Source organism: Pseudomonas allokribbensis (genome assembly GCF_014863605.1).
GTDB classification, from domain to species: Bacteria; Pseudomonadota; Gammaproteobacteria; order Pseudomonadales; family Pseudomonadaceae; genus Aquipseudomonas; species Aquipseudomonas allokribbensis.
In genome coordinates this window covers 4978452-4994377 of sequence record NZ_CP062252.1, presented here as the reverse complement: position 1 = coordinate 4994377, position 15926 = coordinate 4978452, and the positions used below count along the sequence as shown (strand labels likewise).

Here is a 15926-nt window from a genome sequence, read left to right as displayed (position 1 = left end):
CAAGCAGAGCAAAATGCATCCCGTGTCCGGTGGTACATATGTATGACAGCAAGCGCCTTCGCAATTGATAAGCTCGCAGGAGTGCTGCAATGGCCGGCGGCAGTTTAAACTGCGCCTTTGCGACGCTATATGTCGCATTGCCGTAAACCCGGGAAAATCCGGGGTTTGCGCTATAAGAAGTTGTCGCTTGGCGGCAAGGCCGGGCTGAAAACTGTCCTTACAATCCCCCCATCGCTCGCCAGTTTCAGGCGGGTGGCCCTCATCAGGAGACTCCGATGTCCGTTGAGCACGCTGCGGTACAACGCGCCGATTTCGACCAGGTTATGGTTCCCAACTACGCGCCTGCCGCTTTCATTCCGGTGCGTGGCGCCGGTTCCCGCGTCTGGGACCAGGCCGGCCGCGAGCTGATCGACTTCGCCGGCGGCATCGCCGTCAACGTATTGGGTCACGCGCACCCGGCGCTGGTCGGTGCCTTGACCGAGCAAGCGAACAAGCTGTGGCACGTGTCCAACGTGTTCACCAACGAACCGGCCCTGCGCCTGGCGCACAAGCTGATTGACGCCACCTTCGCCGAGCGCGTGTTCTTCTGCAACTCCGGCGCCGAAGCCAACGAGGCCGCCTTCAAGCTGGCCCGTCGCGTTGCGTTTGATCGTTTTGGCACCGAGAAGTACGAAATCATCGCTGCGCTCAACAGCTTCCACGGCCGTACTCTGTTCACCGTGAACGTCGGTGGCCAGTCGAAGTACTCCGACGGTTTCGGCCCGAAAATCACCGGCATCACCCACGTGCCGTACAACGATCTGGCGGCACTGAAAGCCGCTGTTTCGGACAAGACCTGCGCGGTCGTTCTGGAACCGATCCAGGGCGAGGGCGGCGTACTGCCGGCCGAGCTGGCTTACCTGCAAGGTGCCCGTGAACTGTGCGACGCGAACAACGCGCTGCTGGTGTTCGACGAAGTGCAGACCGGCATGGGCCGCACCGGCAACCTGTTCGCCTACCAGCATTACGGTGTGGTTCCGGACATCCTGACCAGTGCCAAAAGCCTGGGCGGCGGTTTCCCGATCGCGGCGATGCTGACCACCGAAGCGCTGGCCAAGCACCTGGTCGTCGGCACGCACGGCACCACGTACGGCGGCAACCCGCTGGCGTGCGCCGTGGCCGAAGCGGTGATCGACGTGATCAACACCCCTGAGGTGCTGAACGGCGTCAACGCCAAGCACGACAAGTTCAAGACCCGCCTGCAACAGATCGGCGAGAAGTACGGCCTGTTCACCCAGGTGCGTGGCCTCGGTCTGCTGATCGGTTGCGTGCTGAGCGATGCCTGGAAAGGCAAGGCCAAGGACATCTTCAACGCCGCAGAAAAAGAAGGCCTGATGATTCTGCAGGCGGGCCCGGACGTGATCCGTTTCGCCCCGAGCCTGGTGGTTGAAGACGCGGATATCGACGCCGGTCTGGATCGCTTCGAACGTGCTGCAGCGAAACTGACCCAAGCCTGATTCATGCAAGACCGCCCGCCGCCTGTCGTCATGGACTGGCGGCGGGACAATTTTCCTGTGCCGGGCCTGCCCGGCATTTTTTTCCCGAGTCGGCGCTTTCGCCGACCTGAAGTTGAGAAAGGAGTGACACCATGCTGGTGATGCGCCCCGCGCAAATGGCTGATCTGGGCGAGGTACAGCGTCTGGCTGCGGACAGCCCGATTGGTGTCACTTCCTTGCCGGATGACGTGGAACGCCTGAGCGACAAGATCGCCGCGAGCGAAGCCTCGTTTGCCGCCGAAGTGAGCTTCAACGGTGAAGAGAGTTACTTCTTCGTCCTTGAAGACACCGCCACCGGCAAACTGGTGGGCTGCTCGGCGATCGTCGCTTCGGCCGGTTATTCCGAGCCGTTCTACAGCTTTCGCAACGAGACCTTCGTGCATGCCTCCCGCGAGCTGAAGATCCACAACAAGATCCACGTGCTCTCGCAATGCCACGACCTGACCGGCAACAGTCTGCTGACCAGTTTCTACGTGCAGCGCGAGCTTGTGGGTTCGCCGTTCTCGGAACTCAACTCCCGTGGCCGTCTGCTGTTCGTCGCCAGCCACCCGGAGCGGTTCGCCGATTCGGTGGTGACCGAGATCGTCGGTTACAGCGACGAGAACGGCGACTCGCCGTTCTGGGACGCCATCGGTCGCAACTTCTTCGACTTGAACTACGCCGAGGCCGAGCGTCTGTGTGGCCTGAAAAGCCGCACGTTCCTCGCCGAACTGATGCCGCATTACCCGATCTACGTGCCGCTGCTGCCGGACTCCGCTCAGGAAGCGATGGGCCAGGTTCACCCGCGTGCGCAGATCACCTTCGACATCCTGATGCGCGAAGGCTTCGAGACCGATCACTACATCGACATTTTCGACGGTGGCCCGACCCTGCATGCACGCGTCTCGGGGATCCGTTCGATCGCCCAGAGCCGTGTGGTGCCGGTGAAGATCGGCGAGCCGGTCAAAGGTGCCGGGCGCCAGTATCTGGTGGCCAATGCCCAGTTGCAGGATTACCGCGCGGTATTGCTGGAACTGGATTACGCGCCGGGCAAACCGGTGACCCTGGATCTGGAAGCGGCCGAAGCCCTGGGCGTCGGTGAAGGTGCCAGCGTGCGCCTGGTGGCGGTTTAACGCCTTAGCGAGTTTCACGGGTGGCCACGGCGGCCCGTTTGAGGAGATAGCATGATTGTTCGTCCCGTACGCAGCAGCGATTTGTCCGCTCTGATCGACCTGGCCCGCAGCACCGGCACCGGCCTGACCACGTTGCCGGCCAACGAAGAGCGCCTGACCCACCGGGTCGGCTGGGCCGAGAAGACCTTTCGCGGTGAAGCCGGCCGTGGCGACGCGGACTACCTGTTCGTGCTCGAAGACGACAACGGTCGCGTGGTGGGGATTTCCGCCATCGCCGGCGCCGTCGGTCTGCGCGAGCCTTGGTACAACTTCCGCGTCGGCCTGACCGTCAGCGCCTCGCAGGAGCTGAACATCTATCGCGAGATCCCGACGCTGTTCCTGGCCAACGACCTGACCGGCAACTCCGAACTGTGCTCGCTGTTCCTGCACGCCGACTACCGCACCGGCCTCAACGGTCGCATGCTGTCCAAGGCGCGGATGCTGTTCATCGCCGAATTCCCGCAGCTGTTCGGCAACAAGATCATTGCCGAGATGCGCGGTGTGTCGGATGAAGCCGGTCGTTCGCCGTTCTGGGAAAGCCTGGGCCGTCACTTCTTCAAAATGGAATTCAGCCAGGCCGATTACCTGACCGGCGTCGGCAACAAGGCGTTCATCGCCGAACTGATGCCGAAATTCCCGCTGTACACCTGCTTCCTGTCGCCGGACGCGCGCAACGTCATCGGCCAGGTGCACCCGGACACCGAGCCGGCGCTGGCGATGCTCAAGAGCGAAGGTTTCAGCTATCAGGGCTATGTCGACATCTTCGATGCCGGCCCGGCCATCGAGTGCGAGACCAGCAAGATCCGAGCTGTGCGTGACAGCGAGGCGCTGGTGCTGGCCATCGGCACGCCGGGCGAAGACGCCACGCCGTTCATCATCCATAACCGCAAACGCGAAGACTGCCGCATCACGGCTGCGCCGGCCCGTCTGGCCGCCGGTACGCTGGTGGTTGATCCGCTGACCGCCAAACGTCTTCAACTCAACGCTGGCGATCAGGTTCGCGCCGTGGCGTTGTCCGCTGCTCGGGAGTCGAAATAATGAATTCGCTATACATCGCAGGTGAGTGGCTGGCCGGTCAGGGCGAGGCCTTTCAATCGCTGAACCCGGTGACCCAGCAAGTGCTGTGGTCGGGGGAGGGCGCCACTGCCGCTCAGGTTGAGTCCGCCGTGCAGGCCGCACGCCAGGCGTTCCCGGGCTGGGCCCGTCGTACCCTGGAAGAGCGCATCAGCGTGCTCGAGGCTTTCGCCGCCGCGCTGAAAAACCACGCCGACGAGCTGGCCCGCACCATCGGTGAGGAAACCGGCAAACCGCTGTGGGAAGCCGCGACCGAAGTCACCAGCATGGTCAACAAGATCGCGATCTCGGTGCAAAGCTACCGCGAACGTACTGGCGAGAAGAGCGGCCCATTGGGCGACGCCACCGCCGTGTTGCGCCACAAGCCCCACGGCGTGGTAGCGGTGTTCGGCCCTTACAACTTCCCTGGGCATTTGCCGAACGGCCACATCGTGCCGGCGCTGCTGGCCGGTAACAGCGTGCTGTTCAAGCCAAGCGAGCTGACGCCGAAAGTCGCCGAGCTGACGGTCAAGTGCTGGATCGAAGCCGGTCTGCCGGCCGGCGTGCTGAACCTGCTGCAAGGCGCCCGTGAAACCGGGATCGCTCTGGCGGCGAACCCGGGCATCGACGGTCTGTTCTTCACCGGTTCGAGTCGTACCGGCAATCACCTGCACCAGCAGTTCGCCGGTCGTCCGGACAAGATCCTCGCGCTGGAAATGGGCGGCAACAACCCGCTGGTGGTCGATCAGGTCGCTGACCTCGATGCGGCGGTGTACACGATCATTCAATCGGCGTTCATTTCCGCCGGTCAGCGTTGCACCTGCGCCCGTCGTCTGCTGGTGCCGCAAGGCGCGTGGGGCGACAGTCTGCTCAAGCGTCTGGTGGACGTCAGCTCGACCATCGAGGTCGGCGCGTTTGATCAGCAACCGGCGCCGTTCATGGGCTCGGTGGTTTCCCTCGGCGCGGCGAAAGCGTTGATGGATGCCCAGGCGCATCTGCTGGCCAATGGCGCAGTGTCGCTGCTGGCAATGACTCAGCCACAGGCGCAGTCGGCGCTGCTGACCCCTGGCATCGTTGATGTGACGGCGGTTGCCGATCGCTCCGACGAAGAACTGTTCGGCCCGTTGCTGCAAGTGATCCGCTACGCCGATTTCGCGGCGGCGATTGCCGAAGCCAACGACACCGCGTTTGGTCTGGCCGCTGGCCTGCTGTCGGATTCCGAAGAGCGCTACCAGCAGTTCTGGCTGGAAAGCCGTGCCGGTATCGTCAACTGGAACAAACAGCTGACGGGTGCTGCGAGCAGCGCGCCGTTCGGCGGTGTCGGCGCTTCGGGCAACCACCGCGCCAGTGCCTACTACGCGGCGGATTACTGCGCTTACCCGGTGGCCTCGCTGGAAACCCCGAGCCTGGTGATGCCGGCGGCCCTGACGCCTGGCGTGAAGATGGCGTGAGGCGCGTCGCGCCTCGATTGCACTCAATTGTTATTTGATGCCTATAAAAACAGATTCTCGTGGAGCCTCGCTGATGAAATCCTTTGAAGTCAATTTTGACGGTCTAGTGGGGCCGACTCATAACTACGGTGGTCTGTCCTACGGCAACGTTGCGTCCCAGAGCAACAGCCAGCAGTCCTCGAATCCGAAGGAAGCGGCGCTGCAAGGCCTGGCGAAAATGAAAGCGCTGATGGAAATGGGCTTTCAGCAGGGCGTTCTCGCACCGCAGGAGCGTCCGGACGTGGCTGCTTTGCGCCGTCTGGGTTTCAGCGGCACCGACGCCCAGGTCATCGAGCGCGCCGCAAAAGACGCGATGCCGCTGCTGGTCGCCAGCTGCTCGGCGTCGAGCATGTGGGTGGCCAACGCCGCCACGGTCAGCCCGAGTGCCGACACCGCTGACGGTCGCGTGCATTTCACCGCCGCCAACCTCAATTGCAAATATCACCGCAGCATCGAGCACCCGACCACCAGCCGCGTGCTCGGTGCGATGTTCGCTGATCAGCAACACTTTGCTCACCACGCCGCATTGCCGGCGGTGGCGCAGTTCGGCGACGAAGGCGCGGCCAACCACACGCGTTTCTGCCGTGAGTACGGCGAGGCTGGCGTCGAGTTCTTCGTCTTCGGTCGCAGTGCGTTCGACACCCGTTACCCGGCGCCGCAAAAGTACCCGGCGCGCCAGACCCTCGAAGCCTCGCAAGCAGTTGCCCGTCTGCACGGCCTGCGCGACGAAGGCGTGGTCTACGCGCAGCAGAATCCGGCGGTGATCGATCAAGGCGTGTTCCACAACGACGTGATCGCGGTGGGCAACGGCGAGGTGCTGTTCTATCACGAGGACGCGTTCCTCGACACCGAGCAGATGCTGGCCGAGTTGCAAACCAAGCTGGCCAAGGTCGGCGGCAAGTTCCAGTCGGTCTGCGTGCCACGCTCGGCGGTCACCGTGGACGACGCGGTGCGTTCCTACCTGTTCAACAGCCAGTTGCTGTCGCGCCCTGACGGTTCGATGCTGCTGATCGTGCCGGAAGAGTGCCGTGGCAACGAGCGCGTGTGGAACTACCTGCAAGGCCTGACCAGCTCCGGCGGCCTGATCCGCGAAGTGAAAGTCTTCGACCTCAAGCAAAGCATGCAGAACGGCGGTGGCCCGGCGTGCCTGCGACTGCGCGTCGCGCTCAACGAAACCGAGCTGGCGGCCGTCAACCCAGGGGTTATCATGACCGCCCCGTTGTACGGTTCGTTGACCGCATGGGTTGAAAAGCACTACCGCGACCGCCTGAGCGAAAGCGATCTGGCGGACCCGCAATTGCTGCTTGAATGCCGGACGGCACTGGATGAACTGACGCAAATCCTTAAACTGGGCGCGGTTTATCCATTCCAGATCAATTGATGGCCGGCGCGCCGCCTGAACGCGGCGCGCGGCTTGTCACCCCAACAGAGCGTAAAAAAGACATGAGCGATTCCCTGCGGCTGATCCTTGAAGACACCGACGGCAAGCAACTGGAAACTTCCTGCACCCGCGTCGCGGTCATGTGGCAAGGCAAAGAGCTGTGGATCCAGCAGGACGGCCGCGGCCAACTGTTGATCGGCGTGGACGTCGAAGAAGGCGACGCTGAATACGCCAACCTGCTGTTGCGCCCATTGGCGACTAATCTGGTAAGTCTGCAACTGGAGATGGAACCGGCTGACCTCGGCGACGATGACGGTCACGTGCACGGCCCGGATTGCAACCACGACCACTAAGGAAACCGCTCTATGCTCGCCCTCGGCAAACTGCTTGAACTGACCCTCGCCGGCCGCGAACCGGCGGAGAAGACTCAACTGACTGTCGAAGGCGTGCGCATGCGCTGGTTGAGCGAGGGTGCGCTGGAAGTCCGGCCACCCGAAGCACGCGACAATGGCCTGGACCTGCTGCTGTCGGCAGGGATCCACGGCAACGAAACGGCACCGATCGAATTGCTCGACCGGTTGCTGCATGACATCGCCCGCGGCGACTTGAAGCCGCGCGCACGCATTCTGTTCCTGTTCGGCAACCCGGAAGCGATTCGCAAGGGCGAGCGTTTCATCGAGCAGGACGTCAATCGGCTGTTCAACGGCCGTCACGAACAAAGCAGCGGCTCCGAAGCCCTGCGCGCCTGCGAGCTGGAGCGCCTGGCGGCGAGCTTCTTCAGCGTGCCGGATCGTCAGCGTCTGCACTACGACCTGCACACGGCGATTCGCGGTTCGAAGATCGAGCAGTTCGCCCTGTATCCGTGGAAGGAGGGTCGCCAGCATTCCCGTCTTGAACTGTCCCGTCTGCGTGCGGCCGGCATGGAGGCGGTGCTGTTGCAGAACAAGCCGTCGATCGTGTTCAGCTCCTACACCTATGACAAGCTCGGTGCCGAGTCCTTCACCCTGGAACTGGGCAAGGCGCGGCCGTTCGGGCAGAACGCCGGGGTCAATGTGTCGCTGCTGGAAACCCGTCTGAAGCAGATCATCGAAGGTACCGAGCCGGAGATGGCCGAGCAGGGGCTGGACGGTCTGCAACTGTTCAGCGTGGCCCGGGAAATCATCAAGCACAGCGATGCGTTCCGCCTGAACCTGCCGGCGGACATCGAAAACTTTTCGGAACTGGATGTGGGTTATGTGCTGGCCGAAGACCTGGCCAATACCCGCTGGATCATCGAGGAGCAGGGCGCGCGGATCATCTTCCCCAATCCCAAGGTCAAGAACGGCCTGCGGGCGGGCATTTTGATTGTGCCGACCACTGACGCGCAGTTGGCCTGACCCTGAATCTCCCCCGCGCAGCGCGGGGGAGATCGTTATTGCATCAGACCGCTACGGCGCGCGGCTCGGTGCGGCGCAACGCACGCACTTTCTGCAGCGTATCCGCGCAAGTCTTCGCCGCTTCCTGACCCTTGTGCACGAAATGCTCGAAGAAGAACTTCTGGTGTTCTTCGCCGGCATGGAAGTGGTGCGGGGTCAGCGATACCGAGAACACCGGCACTTCGGTTTCCAGCTGAACCTGCATCAGGCCGCTGACGACCGACTGGGCGACGAATTCGTGACGGTAGATCCCGCCGTCCACCACCAGGGCGGCCGCGACGATACCGGCATAACGGCCGGTCTTGGCCAGCAGCTTGGCGTGCAGGGGCATTTCAAACGCGCCGCCGACTTCGAAGAAATCGATGTCCGATTCCTGATAGCCCTGGGCGATCATTTCGGCGAGGAAGCCTTTACGGCTCTGGTCGACGATTTCCTTGTGCCAGCAGGCCTGGATGAACGCGACGCGCTCGCCGTGAGTGTGTTTGCTTTTGCTGTCGATAGCGGTGGGTTGCATGTTCTGACTCCTGTTTGTGTGAAAAACAGGGCGTTATGAATCGAAAGGGATTCAAGGGTACGCACGCTCGCGCGAACACGGCGGACGGCCCTTTGGCGTCAATCCCGTTCTCTCTTCATCCGGACTATGACCGTCGGCCCCGGAATCACACCGGGTCTGCTGACCTTGCCGCCGCTCACGGCTTTTGCCGTGCCTGACACCAAGCGCTCGCGGGCTATGCGCATTGCGCGCAATTACCGCCGGTGGGGAATTGCACCCCGCCCTGAGAACGTTTCGCCACCCTTTTTCGGGCGGCGCAGCGTTTTTAACACAGATCGGCGGGCTGTGCATTGCGCCTTTGTGATGATTGCCATCGGATTTTTCGAAGCGTGGAAACGACTTTTCCTTGTGCGAGGGTTGATTAATCCGCGTCATGCCCGCAGTAATTCCTCTACGAAAAGGGATTTCCCCTGCTGACTAGAGGCCAGGTTCATGAGCGTTATCGATCTTCGCAGCGACACCGTCACCCAACCGACTCCCGCCATGCTCGACGCGATGACCGCTGCGGCCACCGGTGATGATGTGTATGGCGAAGATCCGACGGTCAATCGTCTGGAAGCCGAACTGGCAAAACGGCTGGGTTTCGCCGCCGCGCTGTTCGTTCCGACCGGCACCATGAGCAACCTCTTGGGGCTGATGGCGCATTGCGAACGCGGTGACGAGTACATCGTTGGTCAGCAGGCGCACACCTACAAGTACGAGGGTGGTGGCGCAGCGGTACTCGGTTCGATCCAGCCGCAGCCGCTGGAAGTGCAGGCCGATGGCTCGCTGGACCTGGATCAGGTGGCGGCGGCGATCAAGCCTGACGACTTTCACTTCGCCCGCACCCGTCTGCTGGCGCTGGAAAACACCATGCAAGGCAAAGTGCTGCCGCTGGAGTATCTGGCCCGGGCTCGCCAGTTCACTCAGGACAACGGACTGGCCCTGCATCTGGACGGCGCGCGGCTGTACAACGCGGCGGTCAAGCTAGGGGTCGATGCCCGGGAAATCACGCAACACTTCGATTCGGTGTCGGTGTGCCTGTCCAAAGGCCTCGGCGCACCGGTCGGCTCGGTGCTGTGCGGTTCGGTCGAGTTGATCGGCAAGGCGCGGCGCCTGCGCAAGATGGTCGGCGGCGGCATGCGTCAGGCGGGCTTGCTGGCGGCGGCGGGGTTATATGCGCTGGATCATCACGTCGAGCGTCTGGCGGATGATCATGCCAACGCGCAATTTCTGGCCGAAGGCCTGCGTGCGGCCGGTTTCACCGTCGAGCCGGTGCAGACCAACATGGTTTACGTGCAGATGGGCGACCGTGCCGAGGCGATCAAGGCGTTTGCCGCCGAGCGCGGGATCAAATTGAGCGCTGCCGCCCGTCTGCGGATGGTCACGCACATGGACGTCAATCGTTCGCAAATCGAGCAAGTGATCGCGACATTCGTCGAGTTTTCGCGCAAGTGACAGCGTTAGCCCCTCAATTGACCGTTTCTATCGTATAAACACGCTGTACCCCGCGCGCAGGGCCGATATAATGCGGCCCTTTGCCGTCGTTTCGTCTGTTGACGTTTCGTACAGGCCTTTGGCCGCAGCCTCCGTGGAAGAACCTAATGAAAAGCGCAGAAATCCGTGAAGCCTTCCTTCGCTTCTTCGAAGAGCAAGGCCACACCCGTGTAGCCTCCAGCTCTTTGATTCCGGGCAACGACCCAACCCTGCTGTTCACCAACGCGGGGATGAACCAGTTCAAGGACTGCTTCCTGGGCCAGGAAAAGCGCGCGTACACCCGTGCGACCAGCAGCCAGAAATGCGTGCGTGCCGGTGGCAAGAACAGCGACCTGGAAAACGTCGGTTATACCGCCCGTCACCACACCTTCTTCGAAATGCTGGGTAACTTCAGCTTCGGTGACTATTTCAAGCACGACGCGATTACCTTCGCCTGGACGTTTCTGACCGGTGTTCTGAAACTGCCGAAGGAAAAGCTCTGGGTCACCGTCTACGCCTCCGACGACGAAGCGTATGACATCTGGACCCAACAAGTCGGTGTGCCGGTCGAGCGCATGATCCGCATCGGCGACAACAAAGGCGCGCCTTACGCGTCCGACAACTTCTGGACCATGGGCGATACCGGCCCGTGCGGCCCATGCACCGAGATTTTCTACGATCACGGCGACCACATCTGGGGCGGCCCTCCGGGCTCGCCGGAAGAAGACGGTGACCGCTACATCGAGATCTGGAACAACGTGTTCATGCAGTTCAACCGCACCGCCGACGGCGTGTTGCATCCGTTGCCAGCGCCGTCGGTGGATACCGGCATGGGCCTGGAGCGGATCAGTGCGGTGATGCAGCACGTCAATTCCAACTACGAAATCGACCTGTTCAAGAACCTGCTGAGCGCATCGGCCGAAGCAATCGGCTGCGAAAATGGCGATCAGTCGTCGCTCAAGGTTGTTTCGGACCACATCCGTTCGTGCGGTTTCCTGATCGCCGACGGCGTGCTGCCGTCCAACGAAGGCCGTGGCTACGTGCTGCGCCGGATCATCCGTCGTGCCTGCCGTCACGGTAACAAGCTGGGCGCCACCGGCAGCTTCTTCTACAAGATCGTTGCAGCGCTGGTCGCCGAAATGGGTGAAGCGTTCCCGGAACTGAAGAAGCAGCAATCCAACATCGAGCGCGTGCTCAAGGCTGAAGAAGAGCAGTTCTCCAAGACTCTGGATCACGGCTTGAAGATCCTCGAGCAGGATCTGCTGGAGCTCAAAGGCACTGTGGTGCCGGGTGACGTGGTGTTCAAACTCTACGACACCTACGGTTTCCCGATGGACCTGACCGCGGACATCGCTCGCGAGCGCAGCCTGACCATCGACGAAGTCGGTTTCGAACGCGAGATGGAAGCCCAGCGTGTTCGTGCACGTTCGGCCAGTTCGTTCGGTCTGGACTACAACACGCTGGTCAAGGTCGATGTGGCCACCGAGTTCACCGGTTACACCGACACCAGCGGTTCGGCGAAAATTGTCGCTATCTATAAAGATGGCCAGTCGGTTGACGTCTTGAATGAAGGCGAAGAGGCGGTGATCGTTCTGAATCAGACGCCGTTCTATGCTGAATCCGGCGGCCAGGTGGGCGACTGCGGTTATCTGCAGGCCGGCAACAGCCGTTTCGACGTGCGCGACACCACCAAGACCGGCGGCGCGTTCCTGCACCACGGCGTGCTGGCGTCCGGCAGCCTGCTCATCGGCGCACCAGTGGAAACCCACGTGGATGCCGAGGTGCGTCATGCGACTTCGTTGAACCACTCGGCCACCCACTTGCTGCACGCTGCATTGCGTCAGGTGCTGGGTGAGCATGTTCAACAGAAAGGTTCGTTGGTTGATAGCCAGCGCCTGCGCTTCGACTTCAGCCACTTTGAAGCGATCAAGCCTGAGCAAATCAAAGCGCTGGAAGACATCGTCAACGCCGAGATCCGCAAGAACTCCGCTGTTGAAACCGAAGAAACCGACATCGAAACCGCCAAGCAGAAGGGCGCGATGGCGCTGTTCGGCGAGAAGTACGGCGACAACGTGCGCGTGCTGAGCATGGGCGGTGATTTCTCCGTCGAGCTGTGCGGCGGTATCCACGCCAACCGTACCGGCGACATCGGCCTGCTGAAAATCATCAGCGAAGGCGGTGTGGCATCGGGTGTGCGTCGTATCGAAGCGGTTACCGGCGCTGCGGCGCTGGCCTACTTGAACGCGGCGGAAGAACAACTCAAGGAAGCGGCCAGCCTGGTCAAGGGCAGCCGCGACAACCTGATCGACAAGCTGTCGGCTGTGCTGGAGCGCAACCGTGCGCTTGAAAAGCAGCTCGAGCAGTTGCAGGCCAAGGCCGCTGCTGCCGCAGGCGACGATCTGTCGGCCTCGGCCGTGGACGTCAAGGGCGTGAAGGTCCTGGCCGTGCGTCTGGACGGGCAGGACGGCAAGGCGCTGCTGGCGCTGGTCGATCAGCTGAAAAACAAACTCGGTCGCGCAGTGATCCTGCTCGGCAGTGTCCATGAGGAAAAGGTCGTACTGGTTGCAGGTGTGACCAAGGACCTGACTGGCCAACTCAAAGCCGGTGATTTGATGAAACAGGCTGCTGCGGCAGTGGGCGGGAAGGGCGGTGGTCGTCCGGACATGGCGCAGGGCGGCGGTATCGACGCCGGCGCACTGGATGGCGCACTGGCGCTGACCGTTCCATTCGTCGAGCAGGGTTTATAAGACGGCCCGTCGGGCCCGCAGTCTAGTGGCGGGCCCGGCGGCTGTTTGAGTGATTATTGGGCGCCCTTCATGGGCAGAGGCGGCTTTGAAATGGCTTTGATCGTACAGAAATTTGGAGGCACCTCGGTCGGCACTGTCGAGAGAATCGAGCAGGTCGCCGACAAGGTTAAGAAATTCCGCGATGCCGGCGATGACCTGGTGGTTGTGCTGTCTGCAATGAGCGGCGAAACCAACCGTCTGATCGATCTGGCCAAGCAAATCAGTGGCGAAGATCAACCGGTTCCGCGTGAACTGGACGTGATCGTTTCCACCGGTGAGCAGGTGACGATTGCCCTGTTGGCCATGGCGCTGATCAAGCGCGGTGTGCCAGCGGTGTCGTACACCGGTAATCAGGTGCGGATCCTGACGGACAGTGCGCACAATAAAGCGCGTATCTTGCAGATTGATGACCAGAAGATTCGCGGCGACCTGAAGGCCGGCCGCGTGGTTGTGGTCGCCGGTTTCCAGGGCGTCGACGAGCACGGCAACATCACGACCCTGGGTCGTGGTGGTTCCGACACCACCGGCGTGGCGCTGGCCGCTGCGTTGAAGGCTGACGAATGCCAGATCTACACCGACGTCGATGGTGTCTACACCACTGACCCGCGTGTGGTATCGGTCGCTCAGCGTCTGGACAAGATCACCTTCGAAGAGATGCTGGAAATGGCCAGCCTCGGTTCCAAGGTGCTGCAGATTCGCGCGGTGGAGTTCGCCGGCAAGTACAACGTTCCGCTGCGCGTACTGCACAGCTTCAAGGAGGGTCCGGGCACCCTCATTACTATTGATGAAGAGGAAACCATGGAACAGCCGATCATTTCCGGCATCGCTTTCAACCGCGATGAAGCCAAGCTGACCATCCGTGGCGTGCCAGACACCCCGGGCGTGGCGTTCAAGATTCTCGGCCCGATCAGTGCCGCGAACATCGAAGTCGACATGATCGTGCAGAACGTCGCGCACGATAACACCACCGACTTCACCTTCACCGTGCACCGCAATGATTACCAGGCCGCACAGACCGTGCTGGAAAACACCGCTCGCGAGATCGGTGCCCGTGAAGTCGTCGGCGACACCAAGATTGCCAAGGTCTCGATCGTCGGCGTCGGCATGCGTTCCCACGCAGGTGTGGCCAGCCGCATGTTCGAATCCCTGGCGAAGGAAAGCATCAACATCCAGATGATCTCGACTTCGGAAATCAAGGTTTCCGTGGTGATTGAAGAGAAGTACCTGGAACTGGCCGTGCGCGCCCTGCACACGGCTTTCGAACTGGACGCTCCGGCCCGTCAGGGCGAGTAATCCTGGTCAATGAAGGGCGCGGTCTGACCGCGCCCTTTATTTTTTGAATGGCGCGAGCCCTGAACTGTTCTTTTGCTCGCGCTGGTCAATACTCAGGCATGTAGGGCTACGATCGCTCCGGTTGTAGGTCGGGTGCCTTTTTTTTGCAGACTGTTGTCCCTGAAATGATTCGCGTGAGGAGAAAGGTATGCTGATTCTGACTCGTCGGTGCGCAGAAAGCCTGATTATCGGTGATGGCGAAATCACCGTGACCGTGCTCGGCGTCAAAGGAAATCAAGTGCGTATCGGCGTCAACGCCCCGAAAGAGGTCGCCGTGCACCGTGAGGAAATCTACCTGCGTATAAAGAAAGAGAAGGACGAAGAACCAAGTCATTAATTTTTATTGATTTTTATGTTTGCAAACGGGGAAAAGGTTGGTTAAGATACGCCCCGTGTTGCGGAGAGCTGGCCGAGTGGCCGAAGGCGCTCCCCTGCTAAGGGAGTACACCTCACAAGGGTGTCGGGGGTTCGAATCCCCCGTTCTCCGCCATTATTTGCTTAGTACGTTGTAATCTGGCTTTTTCTGTAAGTTGTTGAAATTAATAGAAAAAGTGGTTGGAATAGAGATTAGACGGGCTATAATGCGGCGCAACAAATGCACTCGTAGCTCAGCTGGATAGAGTACTCGGCTACGAACCGAGCGGTCACAGGTTCGAATCCTGTCGAGTGCACCATTTAAGAGTCAATTGCAGCAATGTAAATGACTTGGCTTCAACCAGGTGTGATCTGGTCTAACAAACACAAATGCACTCGTAGCTCAGCTGGATAGAGTACTCGGCTACGAACCGAGCGGTCACAGGTTCGAATCCTGTCGAGTGCACCATTTAAGAGTTAGTTGCAGCAATGTAAGTAACTTGGCTTCAGCCAGTTGTGGTCTGGTTTAAAAACACAAAATGCACTCGTAGCTCAGCTGGATAGAGTACTCGGCTACGAACCGAGCGGTCACAGGTTCGAATCCTGTCGAGTGCACCATATACCAGAAAGCCCGCGTTTAACGCGGGCTTTTTGCTGTCCGGGATTTGGCTTTTCCCGTCACGCATCCTTTCTCATCAAAATCGACTTGAGCACTGCGACCTCGCTTGAGGTCGTAACGATAGCTCGTAGCCGAATTGCGAATGCTCACCTTGTCGGGTTTGCCCAGGGCGCTTTCAACGTCCTGTTGGCTCATGCCGGCGATGATTCGTTGATTGATGATTGCTTCGCGCTTCTGTCGCGCGTCGATCAGATCCCCGCATTTGTCCTGGGTGCGCCCGACGATGGCCATTTCCCGTTTTCTGATATTCATACCGGATATTTCTTCGTGCCGGGCTTCGGGCATCAGTGCCACTGTCGAGCCAGGCGAGTAGGGGTGTACCTCCTGAAGTGAAAGATGCTCATCGTTCGCGCAGCTCAGTGTCGTGAAGGTGAGGCTGCCGTCAGGGGCTTCGCAGCGATGAAGTGTCGTTGCGTTCCCTATGGGTGGGAGGCAGAGCAGGGTGGTCAGCATGAGTCGGGATGTTTTCGATGGCATTCGGCGTCCTCCATGACGTTCCTCCTCAAGCGTAGCCGGCAGTTTTTTCATCGCCGGTGTGTTTTCTTTTCAGGATGAGTCGTCGCAGTCTGAAGAGTCAGGACAGCGCTCAGGTTTGTCTCGCAAGCGCTTGTTTCAGCCTAGATTTTTAACGTTTAAAACCGTCAGGCGGTGTATCATTGCGCCCGTCAGCCCCGCCGGGGCTTATGGAATACCTCCATGGACTTACCCAGTAGTTACTCAGTACCCCGTTTTACCAATCATG

Annotated in this window: 13 protein-coding genes, 4 tRNA genes and 1 riboswitch; of the genes, 15 read left to right on the top strand and 2 right to left on the bottom strand. The window is 60.7% G+C overall.

What is annotated here, in order from left to right; genetic code table 11:
* The first annotated feature begins 275 nt into the window (after positions 1-275).
* The 7 genes from IF199_RS22865 to astE all read left to right on the top strand — a co-directional run bounded on the left by IF199_RS22865 (position 276) and on the right by astE (position 7986).
* The gene (locus IF199_RS22865) at positions 276-1496 is read left to right on the top strand and encodes an aspartate aminotransferase family protein (protein WP_096818105.1); all 1221 of its coding nucleotides are present in this window, start codon (positions 276-278) and stop codon (positions 1494-1496) included.
* A gap of 131 nt (positions 1497-1627) precedes the next feature.
* Positions 1628-2647 (top strand): arginine/ornithine succinyltransferase subunit alpha, encoded by a 1020-nt coding sequence (aruF, locus tag IF199_RS22860; RefSeq protein WP_096818103.1) that lies wholly within the window; start codon positions 1628-1630, stop codon positions 2645-2647.
* Between the two features lie 51 nt (positions 2648-2698).
* Positions 2699-3724: an arginine N-succinyltransferase gene (gene astA, locus IF199_RS22855; protein WP_096818101.1), complete on the top strand. Its 1026-nt coding sequence runs from the start codon at positions 2699-2701 to the stop codon at positions 3722-3724.
* Entirely contained in the window at positions 3721-5190 is a 1470-nt protein-coding gene (gene astD / locus IF199_RS22850; protein ID WP_173861371.1) for a succinylglutamate-semialdehyde dehydrogenase, read from the top strand. Before astA ends, astD begins: the two co-directional genes overlap by 4 nt.
* A 73-nt stretch (positions 5191-5263) precedes the next feature.
* Positions 5264-6610: an N-succinylarginine dihydrolase gene (gene astB, locus IF199_RS22845; protein WP_192558777.1), complete on the top strand. Its 1347-nt coding sequence runs from the start codon at positions 5264-5266 to the stop codon at positions 6608-6610.
* A gap of 62 nt (positions 6611-6672) precedes the next feature.
* Positions 6673-6963 carry a topoisomerase II gene (locus IF199_RS22840; RefSeq protein WP_192558776.1) on the top strand — a complete coding sequence of 97 codons (291 nt, stop codon included), beginning with the start codon at positions 6673-6675 and terminating at the stop codon, positions 6961-6963.
* Positions 6964-6975: 12 nt separating this feature from the next.
* Positions 6976-7986: a succinylglutamate desuccinylase gene (astE, locus tag IF199_RS22835; protein ID WP_192558775.1), complete on the top strand. Its 1011-nt coding sequence runs from the start codon at positions 6976-6978 to the stop codon at positions 7984-7986.
* Positions 7987-8029: 43 nt separating this feature from the next.
* Here the strand turns inward: astE and IF199_RS22830 are convergent, their stop codons facing one another.
* The gene (locus tag IF199_RS22830) at positions 8030-8539 is read right to left on the bottom strand and encodes a 6,7-dimethyl-8-ribityllumazine synthase (RefSeq protein ID WP_011335530.1); all 510 of its coding nucleotides are present in this window, start codon (positions 8537-8539) and stop codon (positions 8030-8032) included.
* Positions 8540-8641: 102 nt separating this feature from the next.
* Positions 8642-8813, bottom strand: a riboswitch (FMN riboswitch).
* A gap of 197 nt (positions 8814-9010) precedes the next feature.
* Here IF199_RS22830 and ltaE point away from each other — a divergent pair.
* The 8 genes from ltaE (at position 9011) to IF199_RS22790 (ending at position 15123) form a co-directional block, all read left to right on the top strand.
* Complete coding sequence (gene ltaE, locus IF199_RS22825; RefSeq protein WP_102621025.1) at positions 9011-10015, top strand: low-specificity L-threonine aldolase; 1005 nt, start codon at positions 9011-9013, stop codon at positions 10013-10015.
* Between the two features lie 146 nt (positions 10016-10161).
* Positions 10162-12780, top strand: a complete 2619-nt coding sequence (gene alaS / locus IF199_RS22820) for an alanine--tRNA ligase (protein ID WP_102621024.1) — start codon at positions 10162-10164, stop codon at positions 12778-12780.
* A 90-nt stretch (positions 12781-12870) separates the two neighbouring features.
* Entirely contained in the window at positions 12871-14112 is a 1242-nt protein-coding gene (locus tag IF199_RS22815) for an aspartate kinase (RefSeq protein ID WP_096818090.1), read from the top strand.
* A gap of 187 nt (positions 14113-14299) precedes the next feature.
* Positions 14300-14488: a carbon storage regulator CsrA gene (gene csrA / locus IF199_RS22810; protein ID WP_002554426.1), complete on the top strand. Its 189-nt coding sequence runs from the start codon at positions 14300-14302 to the stop codon at positions 14486-14488.
* Positions 14489-14550: 62 nt separating this feature from the next.
* A tRNA-Ser gene (locus IF199_RS22805) sits at positions 14551-14641 on the top strand.
* A 107-nt stretch (positions 14642-14748) separates the two neighbouring features.
* A tRNA-Arg gene (locus IF199_RS22800) sits at positions 14749-14825 on the top strand.
* A 72-nt stretch (positions 14826-14897) separates the two neighbouring features.
* Positions 14898-14974, top strand: a tRNA-Arg gene (locus IF199_RS22795).
* A 72-nt stretch (positions 14975-15046) separates the two neighbouring features.
* Positions 15047-15123, top strand: a tRNA-Arg gene (locus tag IF199_RS22790).
* Between the two features lie 19 nt (positions 15124-15142).
* Here the strand turns inward: IF199_RS22790 and IF199_RS22785 are convergent.
* Positions 15143-15661, bottom strand: a complete 519-nt coding sequence (locus tag IF199_RS22785; RefSeq protein ID WP_192560995.1) for a cell envelope protein SmpA — start codon at positions 15659-15661, stop codon at positions 15143-15145.
* Positions 15662-15926: the final 265 nt, after the last annotated feature.

Coding starts and splice junctions, on each gene's coding strand:
- csrA (WP_002554426.1), top strand. CDS start 14,300: ATGCTGATTCTGACTCGTCGGTGCGCAGAAAGCCTGATTATCGGTGAT.
- aruF (WP_096818103.1), top strand. CDS start 1,628: ATGCTGGTGATGCGCCCCGCGCAAATGGCTGATCTGGGCGAGGTACAG.
- IF199_RS22785 (WP_192560995.1), bottom strand. CDS start 15,661: ATGCCATCGAAAACATCCCGACTCATGCTGACCACCCTGCTCTGCCTC.
- astA (WP_096818101.1), top strand. CDS start 2,699: ATGATTGTTCGTCCCGTACGCAGCAGCGATTTGTCCGCTCTGATCGAC.
- IF199_RS22840 (WP_192558776.1), top strand. CDS start 6,673: ATGAGCGATTCCCTGCGGCTGATCCTTGAAGACACCGACGGCAAGCAA.
- alaS (WP_102621024.1), top strand. CDS start 10,162: ATGAAAAGCGCAGAAATCCGTGAAGCCTTCCTTCGCTTCTTCGAAGAG.
- ltaE (WP_102621025.1), top strand. CDS start 9,011: ATGAGCGTTATCGATCTTCGCAGCGACACCGTCACCCAACCGACTCCC.
- astB (WP_192558777.1), top strand. CDS start 5,264: ATGAAATCCTTTGAAGTCAATTTTGACGGTCTAGTGGGGCCGACTCAT.
- IF199_RS22815 (WP_096818090.1), top strand. CDS start 12,871: ATGGCTTTGATCGTACAGAAATTTGGAGGCACCTCGGTCGGCACTGTC.
- IF199_RS22865 (WP_096818105.1), top strand. CDS start 276: ATGTCCGTTGAGCACGCTGCGGTACAACGCGCCGATTTCGACCAGGTT.
- astE (WP_192558775.1), top strand. CDS start 6,976: ATGCTCGCCCTCGGCAAACTGCTTGAACTGACCCTCGCCGGCCGCGAA.
- IF199_RS22830 (WP_011335530.1), bottom strand. CDS start 8,539: ATGCAACCCACCGCTATCGACAGCAAAAGCAAACACACTCACGGCGAG.